This window comes from Microbacterium sp. LWO13-1.2 (assembly GCF_038397725.1).
In the GTDB taxonomy this organism is placed as follows: Bacteria; Actinomycetota; Actinomycetes; order Actinomycetales; family Microbacteriaceae; genus Microbacterium.
This window is the reverse complement of sequence record NZ_CP151634.1, coordinates 2,028,288-2,045,054: the sequence shown is the minus strand read 5'-3', so window position 1 is coordinate 2,045,054 and position 16,767 is coordinate 2,028,288. Positions and strand designations below refer to the sequence as shown.

At 67.4% G+C, this 16,767-nt stretch carries 15 protein-coding genes; all 15 read right to left on the bottom strand.

The window, feature by feature from the left end:
• Window positions 1-10 precede the first annotated feature (10 nt).
• Window positions 11-2,125 (bottom strand): elongation factor G, encoded by a 2,115-nt coding sequence (gene fusA, locus MRBLWO13_RS09525; protein ID WP_341973753.1) that lies wholly within the window; start codon window positions 2,123-2,125, stop codon window positions 11-13.
• Window positions 2,126-2,221: 96 nt separating this feature from the next.
• The gene (gene rpsG, locus MRBLWO13_RS09520; protein WP_028502477.1) at window positions 2,222-2,695 is read right to left on the bottom strand and encodes a 30S ribosomal protein S7; all 474 of its coding nucleotides are present in this window, start codon (window positions 2,693-2,695) and stop codon (window positions 2,222-2,224) included.
• 5 nt (window positions 2,696-2,700) lie between these two features.
• Window positions 2,701-3,069, bottom strand: coding sequence for a 30S ribosomal protein S12 (gene rpsL / locus MRBLWO13_RS09515; protein WP_046013400.1), 369 nt, complete (start codon window positions 3,067-3,069; stop codon window positions 2,701-2,703).
• A 221-nt stretch (window positions 3,070-3,290) separates the two neighbouring features.
• Window positions 3,291-7,142, bottom strand: coding sequence for a hypothetical protein (locus MRBLWO13_RS09510; RefSeq protein ID WP_341973752.1), 3,852 nt, complete (start codon window positions 7,140-7,142; stop codon window positions 3,291-3,293).
• Window positions 7,142-7,369: a helix-turn-helix transcriptional regulator gene (locus tag MRBLWO13_RS09505; RefSeq protein ID WP_341973751.1), complete on the bottom strand. Its 228-nt coding sequence runs from the start codon at window positions 7,367-7,369 to the stop codon at window positions 7,142-7,144. Before MRBLWO13_RS09505 ends, MRBLWO13_RS09510 begins: the two co-directional genes overlap by 1 nt.
• Window positions 7,369-7,845 carry a DUF2975 domain-containing protein gene (locus MRBLWO13_RS09500; RefSeq protein ID WP_341973750.1) on the bottom strand — a complete coding sequence of 159 codons (477 nt, stop codon included), beginning with the start codon at window positions 7,843-7,845 and terminating at the stop codon, window positions 7,369-7,371. Before MRBLWO13_RS09500 ends, MRBLWO13_RS09505 begins: the two co-directional genes overlap by 1 nt.
• Window positions 7,846-7,971: 126 nt before the next feature.
• On the bottom strand, window positions 7,972-8,619 hold the full coding sequence (locus MRBLWO13_RS09495) for a spermidine/putrescine ABC transporter substrate-binding protein (RefSeq protein ID WP_341973749.1): 648 nt from the start codon (window positions 8,617-8,619) through the stop codon (window positions 7,972-7,974).
• A gap of 78 nt (window positions 8,620-8,697) precedes the next feature.
• A complete protein-coding gene (locus tag MRBLWO13_RS09490; protein WP_341973748.1) occupies window positions 8,698-9,117 on the bottom strand; it encodes a hypothetical protein in 420 nt (139 codons plus the stop codon).
• An 80-nt stretch (window positions 9,118-9,197) separates the two neighbouring features.
• Window positions 9,198-10,169, bottom strand: a complete 972-nt coding sequence (locus MRBLWO13_RS09485) for an ABC transporter (protein ID WP_341973747.1) — start codon at window positions 10,167-10,169, stop codon at window positions 9,198-9,200.
• Window positions 10,170-10,293: 124 nt separating this feature from the next.
• Window positions 10,294-10,446, bottom strand: a complete 153-nt coding sequence (locus tag MRBLWO13_RS09480; protein WP_341973746.1) for a hypothetical protein — start codon at window positions 10,444-10,446, stop codon at window positions 10,294-10,296.
• Between the two features lie 182 nt (window positions 10,447-10,628).
• A complete protein-coding gene (locus MRBLWO13_RS09475; protein ID WP_341973745.1) occupies window positions 10,629-11,270 on the bottom strand; it encodes a hypothetical protein in 642 nt (213 codons plus the stop codon).
• A gap of 2 nt (window positions 11,271-11,272) precedes the next feature.
• The gene (locus MRBLWO13_RS09470; protein ID WP_341973744.1) at window positions 11,273-11,599 is read right to left on the bottom strand and encodes a PadR family transcriptional regulator; all 327 of its coding nucleotides are present in this window, start codon (window positions 11,597-11,599) and stop codon (window positions 11,273-11,275) included.
• 81 nt (window positions 11,600-11,680) lie between these two features.
• Window positions 11,681-12,739 (bottom strand): hypothetical protein, encoded by a 1,059-nt coding sequence (locus MRBLWO13_RS09465; protein ID WP_341973743.1) that lies wholly within the window; start codon window positions 12,737-12,739, stop codon window positions 11,681-11,683.
• Window positions 12,736-14,004 (bottom strand): MFS transporter, encoded by a 1,269-nt coding sequence (locus tag MRBLWO13_RS09460; RefSeq protein ID WP_341973742.1) that lies wholly within the window; start codon window positions 14,002-14,004, stop codon window positions 12,736-12,738. Before MRBLWO13_RS09460 ends, MRBLWO13_RS09465 begins: the two co-directional genes overlap by 4 nt.
• Before the next feature lie 5 nt (window positions 14,005-14,009).
• A complete protein-coding gene (locus MRBLWO13_RS09455; RefSeq protein ID WP_341973741.1) occupies window positions 14,010-16,583 on the bottom strand; it encodes a chitosanase in 2,574 nt (857 codons plus the stop codon).
• Window positions 16,584-16,767 lie beyond the last annotated feature (184 nt).

Below are 16,767 nucleotides of genomic sequence, written 5' to 3'. Positions count from 1 at the left end.
CCCAGAAGTGTTACTCGCCGTTGGTCTTCTGGACGATCTCGTCGGCCACCGCGCGGGGAACCTCAGCGTAGCTGTGGAACTCCATCGAGTAGACGGCGCGACCCGAGGTCTTCGAGCGCAGGTCGCCGATGTATCCGAACATCTCGGACAGCGGAACCTGTGCGCGGACGACCTTGACGCCTGCGGCATCCTCCATCGACTGGATCTGGCCACGACGCGAGTTCAGGTCGCCGATGACGTCGCCCATGTACTCCTCAGGAGTACGGACCTCGACGGCCATCAGCGGCTCGAGGAGCACAGGGCTGGCGCGACGAAGCGCCTCCTTGAAGCCCATCGATCCGGCGATCTTGAACGCCATCTCCGAGGAGTCGACGTCGTGCGCCGCACCATCGACGATGGTCGCCTTGACGCCGACGATCGGGTAGCCAGCGAGGACGCCGACGTTCATCGCGTCCTGGAAACCGGCATCGATCGATCCGATGTACTCGCGCGGGATGCGACCACCGGTGACGGCGTTGACGAACTCGTACGTCTTGTCGGCATCCAGATCGAGCGGCTCGATGTTGAACTGGATCTTTGCGAACTGACCCGATCCACCGGTCTGCTTCTTGTGGGTGTAGTCGTGCTTCTCGACGGCCTTGCGGATCGTCTCGCGGTACGCCACCTGCGGCTTGCCGACGTTCGCCTCGACGTTGAACTCGCGCTTCATGCGGTCGACGAGGATGTCGAGGTGCAGTTCGCCCATGCCCTTGATGGTCGTCTGACCGGTCTCGGGGTTGAGTTCCGTGCGGAAGGTCGGGTCCTCCTCAGCGAGCTTCTGGATGGCGACACCCAGCTTCTCCTGGTCGGCCTTGGTCTTCGGCTCGATGGCGACCTCGATGACGGGCTCGGGGAACGTCATCGACTCGAGGACGACCGGCGATGCCGGGTCGGTCAGGGTGTCACCGGTGGTGGTGTCCTTCAGACCGATGACCGCGTAGATGTTGCCGGCGGTGACCGAGGGAACCGGGATCTCCTTGTTGGCGTGCATCTGGAAGATCTTCCCGATGCGCTCCTTCTTGCCCTTGGTCGAGTTGATGACCGCAGAGCCGGAGTCGAGGTGACCCGAGTACACGCGAACGTAGGTGAGGCGACCGAAGAACGGGTGCACAGCGACCTTGAACGCCAGCGCCGCGAACGGGTCGTTCGCGTCGGGGTGGCGCTCGATGATCGTGTCGTAGTCCTTGGGGTCGTGCGCCTGGATGGAACCGACGTCGAGCGGGTTCGGCAGGTAGTCGACGACCGCGTCAAGCATCGGCTGAACGCCGCGGTTCTTGAATGCGGAGCCGCACAGCACCGGGTAGATCTCGGATGCGACGGTCAGCTTGCGGATCGCGCCCTTGATCTCGGCGACGGTCAGCTCTTCGCCACCGAAGAACTTCTCGAGCAGCACGTCGTCGGTCTCGGCGACGGTCTCGAGGAGCTGCTGACGGTACTCGGCCGCCTTCTCCTTGAGGTCCTCAGGGATCTCCTGGATCTCGTAGGAGGCACCCATGGTGACGTCACCCTTGGAGTCTCCGGCCCAGACGAGCGCGCGCATCTCGACGAGGTCGATGACACCGACGAAGTCGTTCTCCGCGCCGATCGGCAGCTGGATGACGAGCGGCTTCGCGCCGAGGCGGTTGATGATCGTGTCGACCGTGAAGTAGAAGTCGGCGCCGAGCTTGTCCATCTTGTTGACGAAGCAGATGCGCGGAACGTTGTACTTGTCGGCCTGGCGCCAGACGGTCTCGGACTGGGGCTCGACGCCCTCCTTGCCGTCGAAGACGGCAACCGCACCATCGAGGACGCGGAGCGAACGCTCCACCTCGACGGTGAAGTCCACGTGACCGGGGGTGTCGATGATGTTGATCTGGTTCTTGTCCCAGTAGCAGGTCACGGCGGCAGACGTGATCGTGATGCCGCGCTCCTTCTCCTGCTCCATCCAGTCGGTGGTCGAGGCGCCATCGTGCGTCTCGCCGAGCTTGTGGTTGACACCCGTGTAGAACAGGATGCGCTCGGTGGTCGTGGTCTTGCCGGCATCGATGTGAGCCATGATGCCGATGTTGCGGACCTTACTCAGGTCGGTGAGCACCTCTTGTGCCACAGGAGTGTCCTTATCTTGGTGAGCAGTTGTACTGCGAAGAGTGGGGTGTTCGGCAGGCTCGGCGTCGCGGGTGCGTCACCGAGCCTGCCGAAGGGTTTACCAGCGGTAGTGAGCGAACGCGCGGTTCGACTCGGCCATCTTGTGAGTGTCCTCACGACGCTTGACCGCGGCACCGAGGCCGTTCGAGGCATCCAGAATCTCGTTCTGGAGACGCTCGGTCATCGTCTTCTCACGGCGGCCCTTGGCGTAGCTGACGAGCCAGCGCAGCGCGAGAGTGTTCGCACGGTGCGGCTTGACCTCGATCGGCACCTGGTAGGTCGAGCCACCGACGCGGCGGCTGCGGACCTCGAGGGTCGGGCGCACGTTGTCGAGCGCCTTCTTGAGGGTGGCGACGGCGTCCTGGCCGCCGTTCTTCGCCTCGACGCCGCGGAGGGCGCCGTAGACGATCGACTCGGCGAGCGACTTCTTGCCGTCGACGAGGATCTTGTTCACCAGCGAGGTGACGATCGGAGCGCCGTATACCGGGTCGTTGACGACGGGGCGCTTGGGGGCTGGACCCTTACGAGGCATTGGTCTTAACCCTTCTTCGCGCCGTAGCGGCTACGAGCCTGCTTACGGTTCTTGACGGCCTGGGTGTCGAGTGCACCACGGACGATCTTGTAACGGACACCGGGGAGGTCCTTGACACGACCGCCGCGGACGAGCACGAGCGAGTGCTCCTGCAGGTTGTGGCCCTCGCCGGGGATGTAGGCGGTGACCTCGGCCCCGTTGCGGAGCTTCACACGAGCGACCTTGCGCATCGCCGAGTTCGGCTTCTTCGGGGTGGTGGTGTAGACGCGGGTGCAGACCCCGGCCTGCTGCGGGTTCGACTTCAGGGCAGGCGTCTTGGTCTTGGTGACCTTCGGCGAGCGACCCTTGCGAACCAACTGCTGAATGGTTGGCACGTTCTCTCCTCATAGTGCTGCACGGTGACAGCGTGATGGATTTCACATCATGCCCCACCGGCACGCCGGAATCGGCGAGCTTTTGGTGTGGTGGGTATGCCGTGGAGGCGGACCGGCATGGTGCCGACGCCCAGCGCGCACGTCAAGACGTGCACACACCTGGCCAAGTGTAATGGTGCGTAACCTGGCGGTCAAATGGGCGGACGGTCGCGGTCCACGCGTCAGCGCAGATCCCGGATGCGTGCCGCCATCGAGTTCTCCGTTCCGGTGCGTCGTTCTGCGGTCACGGCGATGATCAGCAGGACGGCGCCGATGACGGCGAGCGTGATCCACCACGGCATCGACTCGATGCCGCGACCGATCTGCACGGTGAACACGAACACGTTCTCGATCGGCAGCACGATCAGCCCCAGCAGGAACGGCGCCGCCAGTCGCCGGCCGGAGCCGACCAGGATCGCGGCGAGCGCGAGCACCATCACCAGGATCGCCCGCCAGGTGAGCGGATCGGTGAAGGTCGACACGATGGACGCGATCATCATCGTCACGATCCCTGGCGCCAGCAGCGCCCACGAGCCCGTCCAGCGTCCTGGCCAGCTGTTCAACGTCGGCCGGTCCCCCGGCATCCCCGGTGCCGCCACGTGCGCCGCGGCATCCGACCGCATGCCCCATGCGCCCGCGACCAGCAGGAATGCCCCCAGCGGAAGGGAGAACCACTCGACGCGGAGGTCTCGAGGGCTCCAGGCCACGATCGCCGTCACGAACGCGAGCGCGAACAGGAACCACACCGGGGGCATCGCGGTGCGCACTCCGCGCGCGGCGACGAGGACGACGGCGAACAGGTACGCGAGCATCAGCGCCCACATCGCCCAGATCGAGAACCAGTCGCGTTCGATGGCGCACCAGGTCCCGGCAGCGAGGGCCAATGCAGCAGGAGCCTGCAACCAGCGCGTGGTCCGTCTCCGCGATCCCTCAGGAGACGCCAGCCGGATGCCGTGTCCGGCGGCGGCGAGCGCCAGAGCGCCGACGGCGCTGACGCCGAAGCAGACGAGGAACAGGATCGCGCCGTGCAGGTCGGCGACGTCGTCGCCGAGTCCGAGACGAATGCCCTGAACGGTACCGGCAAGGCCGGCGAGGCCCGCAGCGCCGAACGTCGACGTACGGAGGACCCTGAGCCGCCGGAACCGGATCGCTTTCGCGGACGCCGAGCCGAGGAATCGGGCGAGTCCGAGCAGCACCCAGGCCGCGGCCAGCAGTCCGGCGGCACGCCACGGGACCGTGTCCGCACGCGCGTCGGCGAGAACCAGCGCCGCGAGCAGCGGCGCGATCGCCGCGCCGAGGCCCGCCGCGTACAGGCCGGTCGCCCGTCGACCGCGGACGGTGAGCACGACCGCCACGCTCGCGGCGCCGAGCGCCGGCGGGAGCAGATAGGCCTCGAGCAGATCGACGCCGATCAGGCCCCAGACGCACCAGAGCGCACCAGTGAAGGAGGCCGCCGCGACCCACCACGCGTAGCGACGACCGGTGAACACGGCACTCGCGACGGCTCCGACGCCGAGGATCAGCAGCACCAGGAAGGTCGTCCCCAGCCCTGCGGCATCCCGCACCAGAGCAAGACCGACCGCGATCGCCCCCGTGAGAAGAGCCGACGCCTCGATCGCCACCCGCGCAGCGTCCGATGCCCGCACACCGATGCCGTGCATCGCGAGCGCCTCGCTGATCAGCGTGGTCGAAGGCAGCACCGCTGCGACCAGCACGGCGATGACGGGCAGCGTCACCGGCGACGCGCTGGCGGCGAGAACCTGCGCGCCGAGACAGACGATCACGACGGCGAGGGTCGGCACCAGCATTCCTGCGGCCGCGGTGCGCACGACCGGTGTGAGTCCTGGGCGGCGGGTCAGCAGCAGCGAGACGGCGAGGACGAACATCAGCCCGGTCGAGACCGCGGTCCACCCGCTGCGCTCGTACATCACCTGGACGACCCCGAGGCCGAACGGCACCGCAGCGACGACGAGCACCGCCTGCCAGGCGCGTGCTCCGATGCGCGGCAGGTAGGTCGCGGCGATCGCGACGGCGAGACCGGCGGATGCGGTGAGGCAGAGGAGCGCGATACCGCCGACACCGGCCTGCGAGAGAGCGGTCGATGTGATGACCAGTGCGTAGCCGAACCCGAGACCGACATGCAGGAAGCGGCTCCCCCGGGCGGACGCGGCGCCGACGGCCGCGAGCGCGACGATGCTCGCCACTCCGGCGGGTGTGACGATCGCGAGATCGCGCCATGCGATCATGACCGAGACCAGGATCGCGAGGTGCGCGCCGATCAGGAGAGGCAGGCGCAGGCCCCCGCGGGCCTGGCGCAGCAGAGGGAGCCCCCGGAGCGCGAATCCGACGACCGCGGCGAATCCGGCGAGCACGCCGACGGCCGCCGGCAGCGGGAGCACCCGCAGGCAGCCGAGCGTCAGGATGACGACGACGCCCAGCATGACCGCCACCGTGTCCGTCCCCTTGGCAAGACCCCGGATCTCGGGACGCCGACGCGCGACGATGCCGAACAGGGCGAGGCCGACGGCCATCGCGGTCAGCCCCACCAACGGCGCCCAGCCCCATTGGTCGGTCCCGGCGCCCGCCATTACGTCCCCGCCACTGAAGCGGAGGAAATCGATCACGGTGAAACCACCGGTGAACACGGAGAACTGGAGCGGCAGAGCACCGACCGCCGCCAGCACGGTGAGTGCGCCACCCACGAGGAAGCCGCGCCGGGTCCGTCTCGGCAGGGGAAGCAGGCCTCCGACGAGAACCAGGGCGCCGGCCGCGGCCGCCGGGATGATCGCGAGGAACCAGGCGCCTCCGACGACGGCCGGTTGGTTCGCACCGTAGACACCGACGGTCAGGGCGGTCGCGGCGGTCGCGCCCGCGGCGAAGCTCCACAGCCGCGTCAGCGCCTGCCGCGAGGCGACGAGCGCGTGCGCGGCGACGAGGGCGAGCACCCCGCTCACCGAGAACGCGAAGGCCGTCGCGTCGGCGGACGGAAGGCGCAGCGTCAGCACCAGCGCGCTGAGCACGGCGAGCAGTTGGAGGGCGACCAGCGTCGTGCGCTCTGCCGTCAGCAGACGCCTCGGCGCACCGCCACTCCCTCGGCCGGCCAGGGCGGTCACGTCCGTCGTGTCGGCATCCGTCCTATCCGCATCCGTTGTATCGGCGTCCGCATCCGTATCCGCAGAAACCGCCCGCGGGAATCGCGCCGCCAACGGCGGAAGCACCTCGACGATCCCTGCCGCCGCGAACGCGACTGCGACGTGACCGAGCGCGATGAGGAGCGGAGCATCAGCGGCATATCCGAGCATCGCCGGAGTGACCGCCAGCGCGACCAGAGCTGTCCACAGCCAGATCCGAATCCCCGAGCGCAGCGCCGCTGCCAGGATGACTCCGGCTGCCGCCGCGGTCACGAGAGCAGCGGTCAGCCAGGCGTTCGCCCCGGGAGCGGCGAGCTGTACGGCGGCATGCACGTCCAGGCCGGCGAAGACCAGGCCGAGCCCACCCACCGCCTCGGCAGAGAACTGCAGTCGACGCCGCGCCAGCAACCACGCGCCACCGAGGAAGATCAGCGTGATCAGGCCCGTGACCACGCCGCGGGCCGCGCGATCGGCGAGGTCGGGGTTGAAGTATGTGAAGACGATCGCCGCCACTGCGAAGAGGCCGGCGCCGGCGGTCGCCAGGACCGACTGGAGGGTTGCACTGTTCCGCGGGGTCGGGGCGGCAGCGGCGGGAGTCGCGGCGACCGGCGGAGGCGGCACCACGAGTCCGGACTCAGCGTGCACCGCTTTCAGAAGGGCCGGCCGTAGGCGCGGCACGCGGTGCAGGAGTGCGTCCCGCGCGCGGATCTGCTCGGCCGCCGCGACGGACGCATTCCACAGTTCGGTACCGATCTGCCCTGTCAGGTCTGCGCCGCAATGGGTGCAGTACCCGCCCGAGAGCGGCCCCTGCACGCACACCGGACACGCGTGGTCATCGAGCAGCCGCCGGGCGACGCTCTCCCCCCAGCCGGTCGCCGCCGGTACCGACATCGTCGTCGTCATCATCTCTCCTCGTCCGCGTCATCACCGGGAACCCAGCGCAGGATGTCCCCCGGCTGGCATTCGAGCACCCGGCAGATGGCCTCGAGCGTCGTGAAGCGCACCGCTTTCGCACGCCCGTTCTTGAGCACGGCGACGTTGGCCGGTGTGATGCCGATGGCATCCGCGAACTCCTGCACGCTCATCTTCTTGCGCGCGAGTTGCACGTCCAGGTCGATCACGATCGGCATCAGACGACCTCGGCCAGGTCCTGCTCGAGCTCGAGCGCCTTGCGCAACAGACCCCGCAGCACGACGACGAGCAGCGCGAGCGCGGCACTGACGACGACACCGAGGACGGCGAGAAGGGTGAGCTGAAGGGAGACGGCACGGTTCGCGAGGATCACGACATACGAGGCGCTGATGAGCACACCCGCCGCGATGAGCGCCCCGAGGATCACGTCGACGTAGCGGAACGCGTCGGGGCTGAAGATCCGCTCCGCCCGGACAAGCGAGAGCAGCCGCCAGACGCAGATGAGGGTGACCTGGATGAGCAGCAGGAACACGACCGACCCAACGATGCCGGGGAGCTCGAGGTGAGCGACGTCGGGGTTGCGGATCGCGGTGATGCGCGCCACCTCGGGGATCACGACGACCTGGCTCGTCAGCAGCAGAAGCAGCATGACGGCGATGAGAGCCTTGAGCAGGAAGGTGACGCGCGGTTGCATGATGCCCCTATCGAAGATCGACGTATATCTATCGAAAAACGATAGTGACTGGCATCCGGACACACCTAGCCGAAACCGTCACCTCACAGCCGATACACGGCTTACGGACTTCTTCGGCGAGTGGCGCTATGAGACGTCGGGGTCGAACGGCGAATCGAGCGACTCGGTGAGTTCGGCGAGCAGAGCTTCGATCTGGGGCTCGACGTGCTGCGAGATCGCGGCCTGGATATAGAGCCGATGCCGCAGCAGGATGCCGCAGATCTCGCGCCCCACCATGTTCGCGTACTCGTCGGCGAGGGCGACCTCCTGCCGGAGCGCGGCCTTGGCCTCGTCGGTCAACGGCGGCAGCGGCGGCAACTCGTCCGCAGCGTCGTCGGCCATCCCGGCAATCGTGAACAGGAATGGCGCTCCGGGCACCGGATCCGGATCCAGCGGAAGGCCGTCGAATTCGGGCGCAAGGTCTTCGGCCGGACGGTAGCTACGCGCCCGGTTGCGCTCCGCCTGCTGGTCGAGCTCGTGCTGCAGCATCGGGAGGTTGCGAGCCGTGTAGTCGGCGACCGCGTGGTCGACGATGGTCTTGATGCGCGTCGACAGTCCATGCTGCACACCGTGCGGAACGTTCCCGCCGATGCCGGCCGCAGAGAGGATGGGCGAGCCGAGACAGCGGCGACAGGGCGCGACGCGCCCTCGGTGGGTCGCCGGCTCCCAGCGCGGCACCCAGCGCAACCAGGCCTCGACGGCCTGATCCACCTGCGTCTCCAATGAGCGCTCCACGTCTCCAGGGTACGGCGCGTGGGGCTCCCCCATCCTGATTTCCCGCATCGCGCCGCGGCGCGGGTCTCAGGGCGCCAGTCACTCGTCCTCGTCGCGCTCCCACGGCCAACGCGGATGCTCGGCGCGCGTACGCCGCAGAGCGATACCGCCCCAGGCCGCGATCGCGGCCGCGAGAAGCAGCACCAGGCTCGGGCCGCCCTGCACCAGGCCGCCGGCGACGACGGTGGCGATCACGAGGTCGCCGCTCGAGACCAGCGTGGCGAACCACACCGCCATCAGGTGCACGAGCGCCGTCGTCAACGCCGTCACCGGTGCGGCGAGGAAGGTCGGATGCTGGCGCCGCAGCGCAGTGCGCAGAGTCATGGCGAACACGACGAGTGCGGCCAGCATCCCCACGATTCCCGGCGACTGGCCGAGTCCCGGTACCGCGATGATGTCGGTGTCGGTCGCAACGCTCATGGCTCCGAGGCCGAACACGGTCAGCGCGAAGAAGCTCACCGTCGAAAGCGTCAGCGCCAGGACAGCCGAAACCCCCGCGGAATCGGATCCGCGGGGGTTCGGCGTCGTGGTGTTCGTGACTACCTCGAAAGGGTGGGACCGGCTTCGAGGGTTCGCTCGTACTCGCGCTGCGCCTCGGCGTTGAGTTCGGTCTTGCGAGCGCCGCTGCGTGCAGCCCAGGCGCCGAACCAGATGGTGAGCTCCCGCGCGAACACGAAGGCAGCGATCGCGAGCGGGGCGAGCAACTGCTCCCCCACGAGCGCGTTGCCCTGTGCTGCCGTGAGGGTCCAGAAAGGGGCTTCGAACAGCTGACCGAGGATGTGCCCGGCGTATGCGAAGAGTCCGACGAGGATTCCCAGGACCACCCACAGGCCCCAGCGTCCGCGGTTGATGATCGCGCCGAGCAACCAGAAGCCGATGAAGAAGACGACGACGGGCACCCAGAAGCCCCATGTGGTCAGTGGAGCGAGCGCTGCTTCGCCGATGTTCGCACCGGTGACGTCACCCGCGATCGCGCCCAAGCCGAGCGCGGCACCGAGATACAGGACCGCGAAGCTGAGAGTCGCCAGCAGGCCGATTCCGGCCGCGGTGCCGCGGTTGCCGCGTTCGCGAGGCGCTTCCGGCGCCTGGACGAAGATCGGCTGCTGCAGAACCGGCGAGAGCACGGGTTCCGAGGGAACCACGCGCGTCTCGGCGTCGTTCGCCACAGGTGCCGTGTAGGCGGCACCGGCCATCGCCGATTCCTCGTGGACGTGCGGAGCGGCGTACACCTCGGTCTCGGTGACTCTGACGTCGTCGACGACCGATGTCTCTGCGTCGACCCGAGCCGCTTCGGCTGCCTGAGCAGCCGCGAACGTGCCGGGATAGTCGCGCTCGGCCTCTTCGAAGGCGGCGAGGTCGGGGTCGACGTGCGCGTCGGGAGTAGCGTCCGCGGTGGTGTAGGGGAGGTCGGCGCGAGCCGCCTCGGCCTCGGCGAGACCGGCGTTCGCGCTGTCGACGACGTCGTTCACGTCGTTCGGCTTATCGTCCTTGGGAACGTCGGGGTCACTCATGGGGTGCGCCTCTCGTGGGAAGTGTGCAGTGTGAGGGTACCGCCGCAGACAGACACGGGCCAGGAGGCGTGCCGACGTGTCGGCAATCGGCGTGATTCCGCGGCATCCGGCCCGCGCGCCTCGCTCAAGGAAAGGCGTCTCGGAGAAGTCCGCCGGCGAGCTCCACGAGCGAGGGCACGATCGGAACAGCGAACCAGAGCAGGCCGCCGATCACGCCGGCGCACAGGATGCCGGCCACCCAGCTCACTGCGAGATTTCGACCCCCCACCCGTGACATGCCCTCAGGCTACGGCGGTGCCGGCCGACCTCGGACTCAGCGCGCCGATGCCGGACGAACCGGTCTTCCCTGGGCGGCCACGCGTGCCACCTGCAGGACGTTGTCACACCTGTCGGACGATTTCACGGTTTTCGTCCGACAGGTGTGCATTCGTCCTGCAAGTGCAACAGGGCACGGCCGGTTCAGCGCGCGGCGCGGCCGCGGAGACGCCACAGCAGCCAGAGACCGGATGCTGGGAGAAGCAGAAACGCGAAGAGGAAGCCGCTGTGCCACAGGTCAAGTCCTGACGGCACCAACGGATTGTTAGCCACGGGCGTCTCGAAGGTGCCTGTGGAGTCGCTGCGGCTTCCGGACCCGAACCCCGACAGCAGGGAGATGATCAGCGCCGAGAGCCCGACGACCACGAATGGGGCGACGAACGCGATGATCTTCTCCCCTCGCCTCCACAGCGGACTCAGGCCCACGAGCACGGCGCCGATGACCCAACCCACGACAGGAATGAGGAATCCGCCGAAACCCAAACTGAGCGCGGCGATGATCGCGAACCCGCGGGTCTGCGTCATCGGCTCCCTTGACTCCGCCGCTACGACCACGGGCGCGGGGGCCGCAGCATCCGCACCGCCCATCCGAGCCTCCCTGGCGATCAGCACCGGATCGCCGAGGCGAGCGATGCGCTCCGCCGTCGCGTTCGCATCCAACCCTTCGAGCTCTTCCAGGATCCCCCGGCGAATGTCCGTGGCGACACCGTGCGGCACGTCGCGCATCGCGGCGTCGAGTCGGGCGAGGAATTCCTCGCGCTGCCGGGTGGCTTCATTCTCAGACATGTCTATCCCTCTCCGACGAGGCCGGTGACGACCCGGGCGAACGGCGTCCATTGCGCGCGGAAATGCGCGAGCTCAGCGGTGCCGGCATCCGTCAACCGGTGGTACTTGCGCACTGGACCACTTTCCGACGGGAGGTCGAACGTGCTGACCCATCCGTTGTCACGCAGCCGACCGAGCAGCGGATAGAGCGTGCCGATGCTGGCGATCAGGCGGGCCGCGGTGAGCGCTTCGGCGAGCTGCCAGCCGTACATCGGCTCGCGCGCGAGGAGTCCGAGCACGCAGTACTCGACCACCCCCTTGCGCATCTGCGCACCGACGTCCGCTGTCATGCATGACAAGGTAGCATGCAACGCAAGGTAGCCGGTCCGAGAGAAGGCGGTGCCTGAAGACACCGCCTTCTCGGACTCGCGTCAGCCGCCGACCATGACGGGCGACGTCGCATCTGGAGCGATCAGCTTCGGCTCACCGCTGCCGTCGGCCGGCACCGACCAGACGTCACCGTCGATCATGTATGCGACTGTGTCGTCATCGAGCCAGGCCGCCTGATCGTCGACGTTCCGATCCTCGGCCAGTGGCTTCTCCTGCATCGTCGCCAGATCGAGGACGTACAACCGCCAGGGATCCTCGACGCCCTCGTTGACGCGCTTCTTGAAGACCAGCCTGGTTTCGTCGGGTGAGAGAGAGGGGCACTCCACGTTCTCCCGCACGGTCGTCGCCGTCCAGTTCTCGTAGTCGCCCTTGACGAGATAGGTCTTCCCGTCGGTGGCCACGGTCGCGTAGAAGGTGTTGTCGTCCGCGGCGAAGGTGATACCCCAGTAGTTCACATCCGGCCGGCGCACGCGCTTGCCGTCGATGTACAACTGAATCTCCTCGATGGAGTCCACGAGATAGTTCGAGTCGACGTCGTACAGTCCCGTCCTCGTCGAGAAGTTCGTCCCGGCATAGCTGTCACCGGTGACGAACAGCGTCCACGCGATCATCTTCCCGGACGGCGACACCCGCGCGCGACTCGGCACCCCTTCGAACTTGAAGGTCTCCTTGACCGCGAGTTCGGTGTCCAGGATCTCCACCGTCGTCATCGGCTTCAGCCCGCCCTGCGGACGGACGCACACGGCGCTCTCCCCCGCCGCGTAGAAGCGGAGGCAATCCACACCGGTGCCAGTGCGCGGCGGCGTCTTCGAACCGTCGTCGACGCTGACCTTTCCACCACCGTCCTGGAGCACGACATAGCCGCCTTGATCGTGGAGGTAGAGGCCAGGATCGCTCACCGGCGCAGCATCCCCCGACGCGTACGCGCTGTCCGAAGGACGAGCACCGGCCCACACGGTGTACCCGATGCCGATGGCCGCGAGCGCGAGAGCTGCGACCCCGACGAGCAGCAGCCGTTTCTTCAGCGAGTGCCCGTCGGGCTCGGTCTCCGGTGCCGGCTCCGTGACGTCGGGCGCGAGAGCATCCGCCTCCGTGGTCATTCGGCGACCTCCTGCACACGCGGCTCCGGCCGGATCAGCACGGCTGCGGCGATCAGGACCAGCAGCAGGACGACTGCGGCGGCCGCGAGCGCCGTCGCCACACCCCAGAAGGTCCAGGCAGCACCGAACATGACCGCGGCGAAGAGCCGACCGGTGGCCTGCCCTGTCTGCAGCAGCGCGAGACCGCCGGCACGGCGCTCCCGCGGGATGTCGGGGCCGGCGAGGGCCATCAGCACGCCGTCGGTCGCTGCGTAGAAGATACCGAGCAGCGCGAGCAGCAGCACGAGCAGGATCGGGCCCTCGATCGGCAGCAGCAGCGTCGAGTACGCGCCGACCAGGGCGAGGTTGCCCAGCAGGAACGGGAGTCGACGACCGATGCGATCGGCGAGCTTGCCCATCGGCACCGCGAGCAGAAGGTAGACCAGGGCGCTGCCGAGAGGCAGCAGCGGGAAGAACGCGACGTCGAGCTGCAGACGCTCCTGCAGACCGAGGTACAGGAAACCGTCGCCGATGGTCGCGAGGCCGAGGATCGTCGCAGCGATCAGGAGCCGACGGAACTTCGGCTCCGCCAGAAGGCCGAGCGTCTCTCGCAGCGTCGGACGCGGCGCTCCGACCGGCATCGACTTGCGCCCCGGCACGAACGCGATGAGCACGATCACGCCGAGAGTGGCGACGCAGAAGCTCACCATGAAGACCGCGTCGAAGGCATCCGCCACGAACCACAGCAGGGCGAACGCGACGAGCGGACCCATCAGCGCACCGGCCGTGTCCATGGCGCGGTGAACGCCGAAGGCACGGCCCTGGTGCGCGTCGTCGACCGACAGCGAGATCAGTGCGTCGCGCGGGGCGGTGCGGATGCCCTTGCCGATCCGGTCGATCGCCAGCGTCGCGGAGAGCGCCGTCGTCGAGGATCCAGAGAGCAGGAGGAACGGCTTGCAGACGGCGGAAAGCCCGTAGCCGATGCCGGCGACGAGCTTGTGCTGCGACCAGCGGTCAGCGAGGTGCCCGCCGAGAAGCCGCACGAAGGCGGTGACGCCGTTGTAGAGGCCGTCGAGGAAGCCGAAGGCGAGCGGGGACATGCCCAGCCCGATGACGAGGTACAGCGGGAGGACCGCCGTGACCATTTCTGAGGAGAGATCGGTGAGCAGGCTCACCGCTCCGAGTGCGATCGCGGTGCTGCCGACTCCAGCCGCACGGCGGCCCACCTGAGGGTGGACCGCCGTGCTGCCTTCGTCTTGCCGCGCTTTGCTGCCGGCGAGATACATGTTCGTCAGTGGCAGGTGATCGTGGTGCTGTCGAGCACGTTGCCGCCGATGTCGACGAACTTCTGCGTCACGGTGGTGTCGGTGAAGTCGAGCTGCGACACCCCGTACGCGGTGTTGATGCGCTTCACGCTGTTCGGCTTGGTGTTGCCGAAGTCGCGCATCTCGTGACCGCCGAGGCCGCTGACGATCTGGACCGTCCCGGAGGAGGACGCAGCACCAGAGGCGTTCATCGGAGCGAAGCGCTCGTAGTCGTGATCGTGTCCGCTGAGCACGAGCTCAACGTTCGCGTTCGCGAGCATCTTCCAGAAGGGCTGGGCCACCGGCTCGTTGCCGTGGCTGCCCGAGCTGTATCCCGGGTGATGCATGTACGCGGCCACGCACTGCTTGGTGTTCGACGCGAGATCCGCTGCCAGCCAGTCGCGCTGCGCCTGGTCATCGACGTTGTTGGAGTCCAGCGCGATGAAGTGCCAGTTGCCGTAGTTGTAGCTGTAGTACATCTTGCCCTGAGGCGTGGCACGGCTTCCGAAGTAGTCGCGGTACGCCTTCGGGTCCAGGTTCTCGTAGTCGTCGTACGTCTCGTGGTTGCCCGGGACAGGCCAGGTGTTGTTCTTGACCGTGCCCCAGGTCTTGTTGTACGCGCCCATGAAGTCCTCCATGTGACCGTCGTCGTACTGCATGTCGCCGAGGGTGATGTAGAACGCCGGGTTGATCGCCTTCGCACGATCGAACGTCTCGAAGTGCTTGCAGTCGGACTGCATGTCTCCGTTGTCGGTCGGCACTCCACGCGTCGTGCAGTTCGGACCGGCGATGTCACCAGCGGCGACCACCGTGAACGACGTACCCGGGTTGGGGTTGCCCCCACCGGTGCCGGCCGTGCCATACGCCTCGAGCTCGAACAGCGAGTACCCGTAGGTCGTGCCGCGTGCGGTGCCCTTGATGCGCAGGTAGCGTCCCGTGCCGTTCAAGTTCACGTGCTCATCGGTGCCACCGTTACCGGCGGACTCGGTCTTCAGCGTGGTCCAGGTGGTGCCGTCGTTGGAGATGTCGATGGTGTAGTTCTTGCCATAGGCCGCCTCCCACTTCAGTACGACCTTGTTGACCTTCGCTCCGGTACCGAGGTCGACGCTGATCCACTGGGGGTCAACGCCTTCGATGCTCGCCCAACGGGTGGTGGCATCGCCGTCAACGGCTTTGGCACCCTCGTGACCTGCCGCCTCCACGGTTGACGTGGTGGTGGTCTTGTTCTTGGAGATCAGCACGTCGGCCGTCGGAGTCGGCGTCGGAGTCGGCGTCGGCGTCGAGGTCGGAGTCGGCGTCGGGGTCGGCGTCGGGGTCGGCGTCGTACCACCGGCTGTGCCGTAGGCCTCGACCTCGAACAGCGAGTAGCCGTAGGCCGTGCCACGTGCGGTGCCGAAGATGCGCAGGTACCGTCCGGTGCCGTTCAAGGCAGTGTGCTCGTCGGTGCCGCCGTTGCCGGCGGACTCGGTCTTGAGCACAGTCCAGGTGGTGCCGTCGTTGGAGGTTTCGATGCGGTACTTCGAGGCGTAGGCCGCCTCCCACTTCAGGACGACTTTGTCGACCTTCGCGCCGGCGCCGAGATCGACGCGTACCCACTGGTTCTCCACACCTTCGGTGCTTGCCCAGCGCGTGGTCACGTCGCCGTCAACGGCCTTCGCGGCCTCATGGCCGGCTGCCTCGACCGTGGATGCCGTCGCCGGCCGGTTCTTCGAGATCAGCGTGCCGGTGCCCGGGTTCGACGTGGGCGTCGGAGTCGGGGTCGGCGTACCGGGGTCCGTGTAGGGGATGTCGGCCGGCCAGTGCGGCGTCACGGTCGCGGGGAGCGAGAAGGACTCGCCGTACACGGCCCAGGTCAGGGGCGTGTTGAGGTTGAAGTTGCCGTTGTTGAGGAAGACACGCTGCGCGGTGTCGATGCGGCTGGTGTCTTCCCATGCCCCATCCACGTCTTCCGGCGCGTTCTTCATCGTCGTGCGGCGCTCGTCGAGGAAGGCCTTCAGATAAGCCGCCTCGGTACCACCAGAGGCCGGAGTCTTCGCCTTCGCACGCGTCCTGGTGCGCATCGCGTCGAACCCGGTGTTGCCGCCGTCGCCGTGCATGACGTAGGCGTCGAAGTAGATGAACTGGCCGAGCGGGCCCAGTCCGTCGGCGATGGCCTGGTCGACGGACACATCGAAGTACATCCGGTTGACCATGTCGCGCTGCGCCTGCTGCCAGCGAGGCTGCTGAGCCTCTGCCTCCCAGTCCGCTACGTATGCAGAGCCGAGTGGGCCGATGTTATCGGTGCCGTTCACATCCTCGAGCTCGTCGATCCACTTGGCCAGGTTGTTGTTCGGAACCTTGCTGGTGTAGTACTTCACCAGCTCGAGCATGTCGCCCGTGCCCGATGTGAAGCCGACGATTCCAGCGGTGTAGCCGCGGTGGTCGTTGATCGGCTCGATGTAGCCGTACTTGGTCCACCACGCGATGTCCGAGTTCTCGGCGGAGATCATGACCGCCATGGCGACCTCGCGCTTGATCGGGTCGCGAAGGGTGACGGGCGCCGCCTGCGCGGACGTCGCCACTACCCCGGCAAGGGGTATGACGAGGGCCGCAGCCAGTAAGGCGAGCAATGGTCGACGATGACGCATGAGTTCCTCCGAGGGGGGTCGGGTTGAACGTTAAGAAACGTCCTTTCCGAAGTTATACACCGAGCATCCGCCGTGCGCAATGGCGAACTCGATACTTCTCAGTGCGTTCACCGGGGCG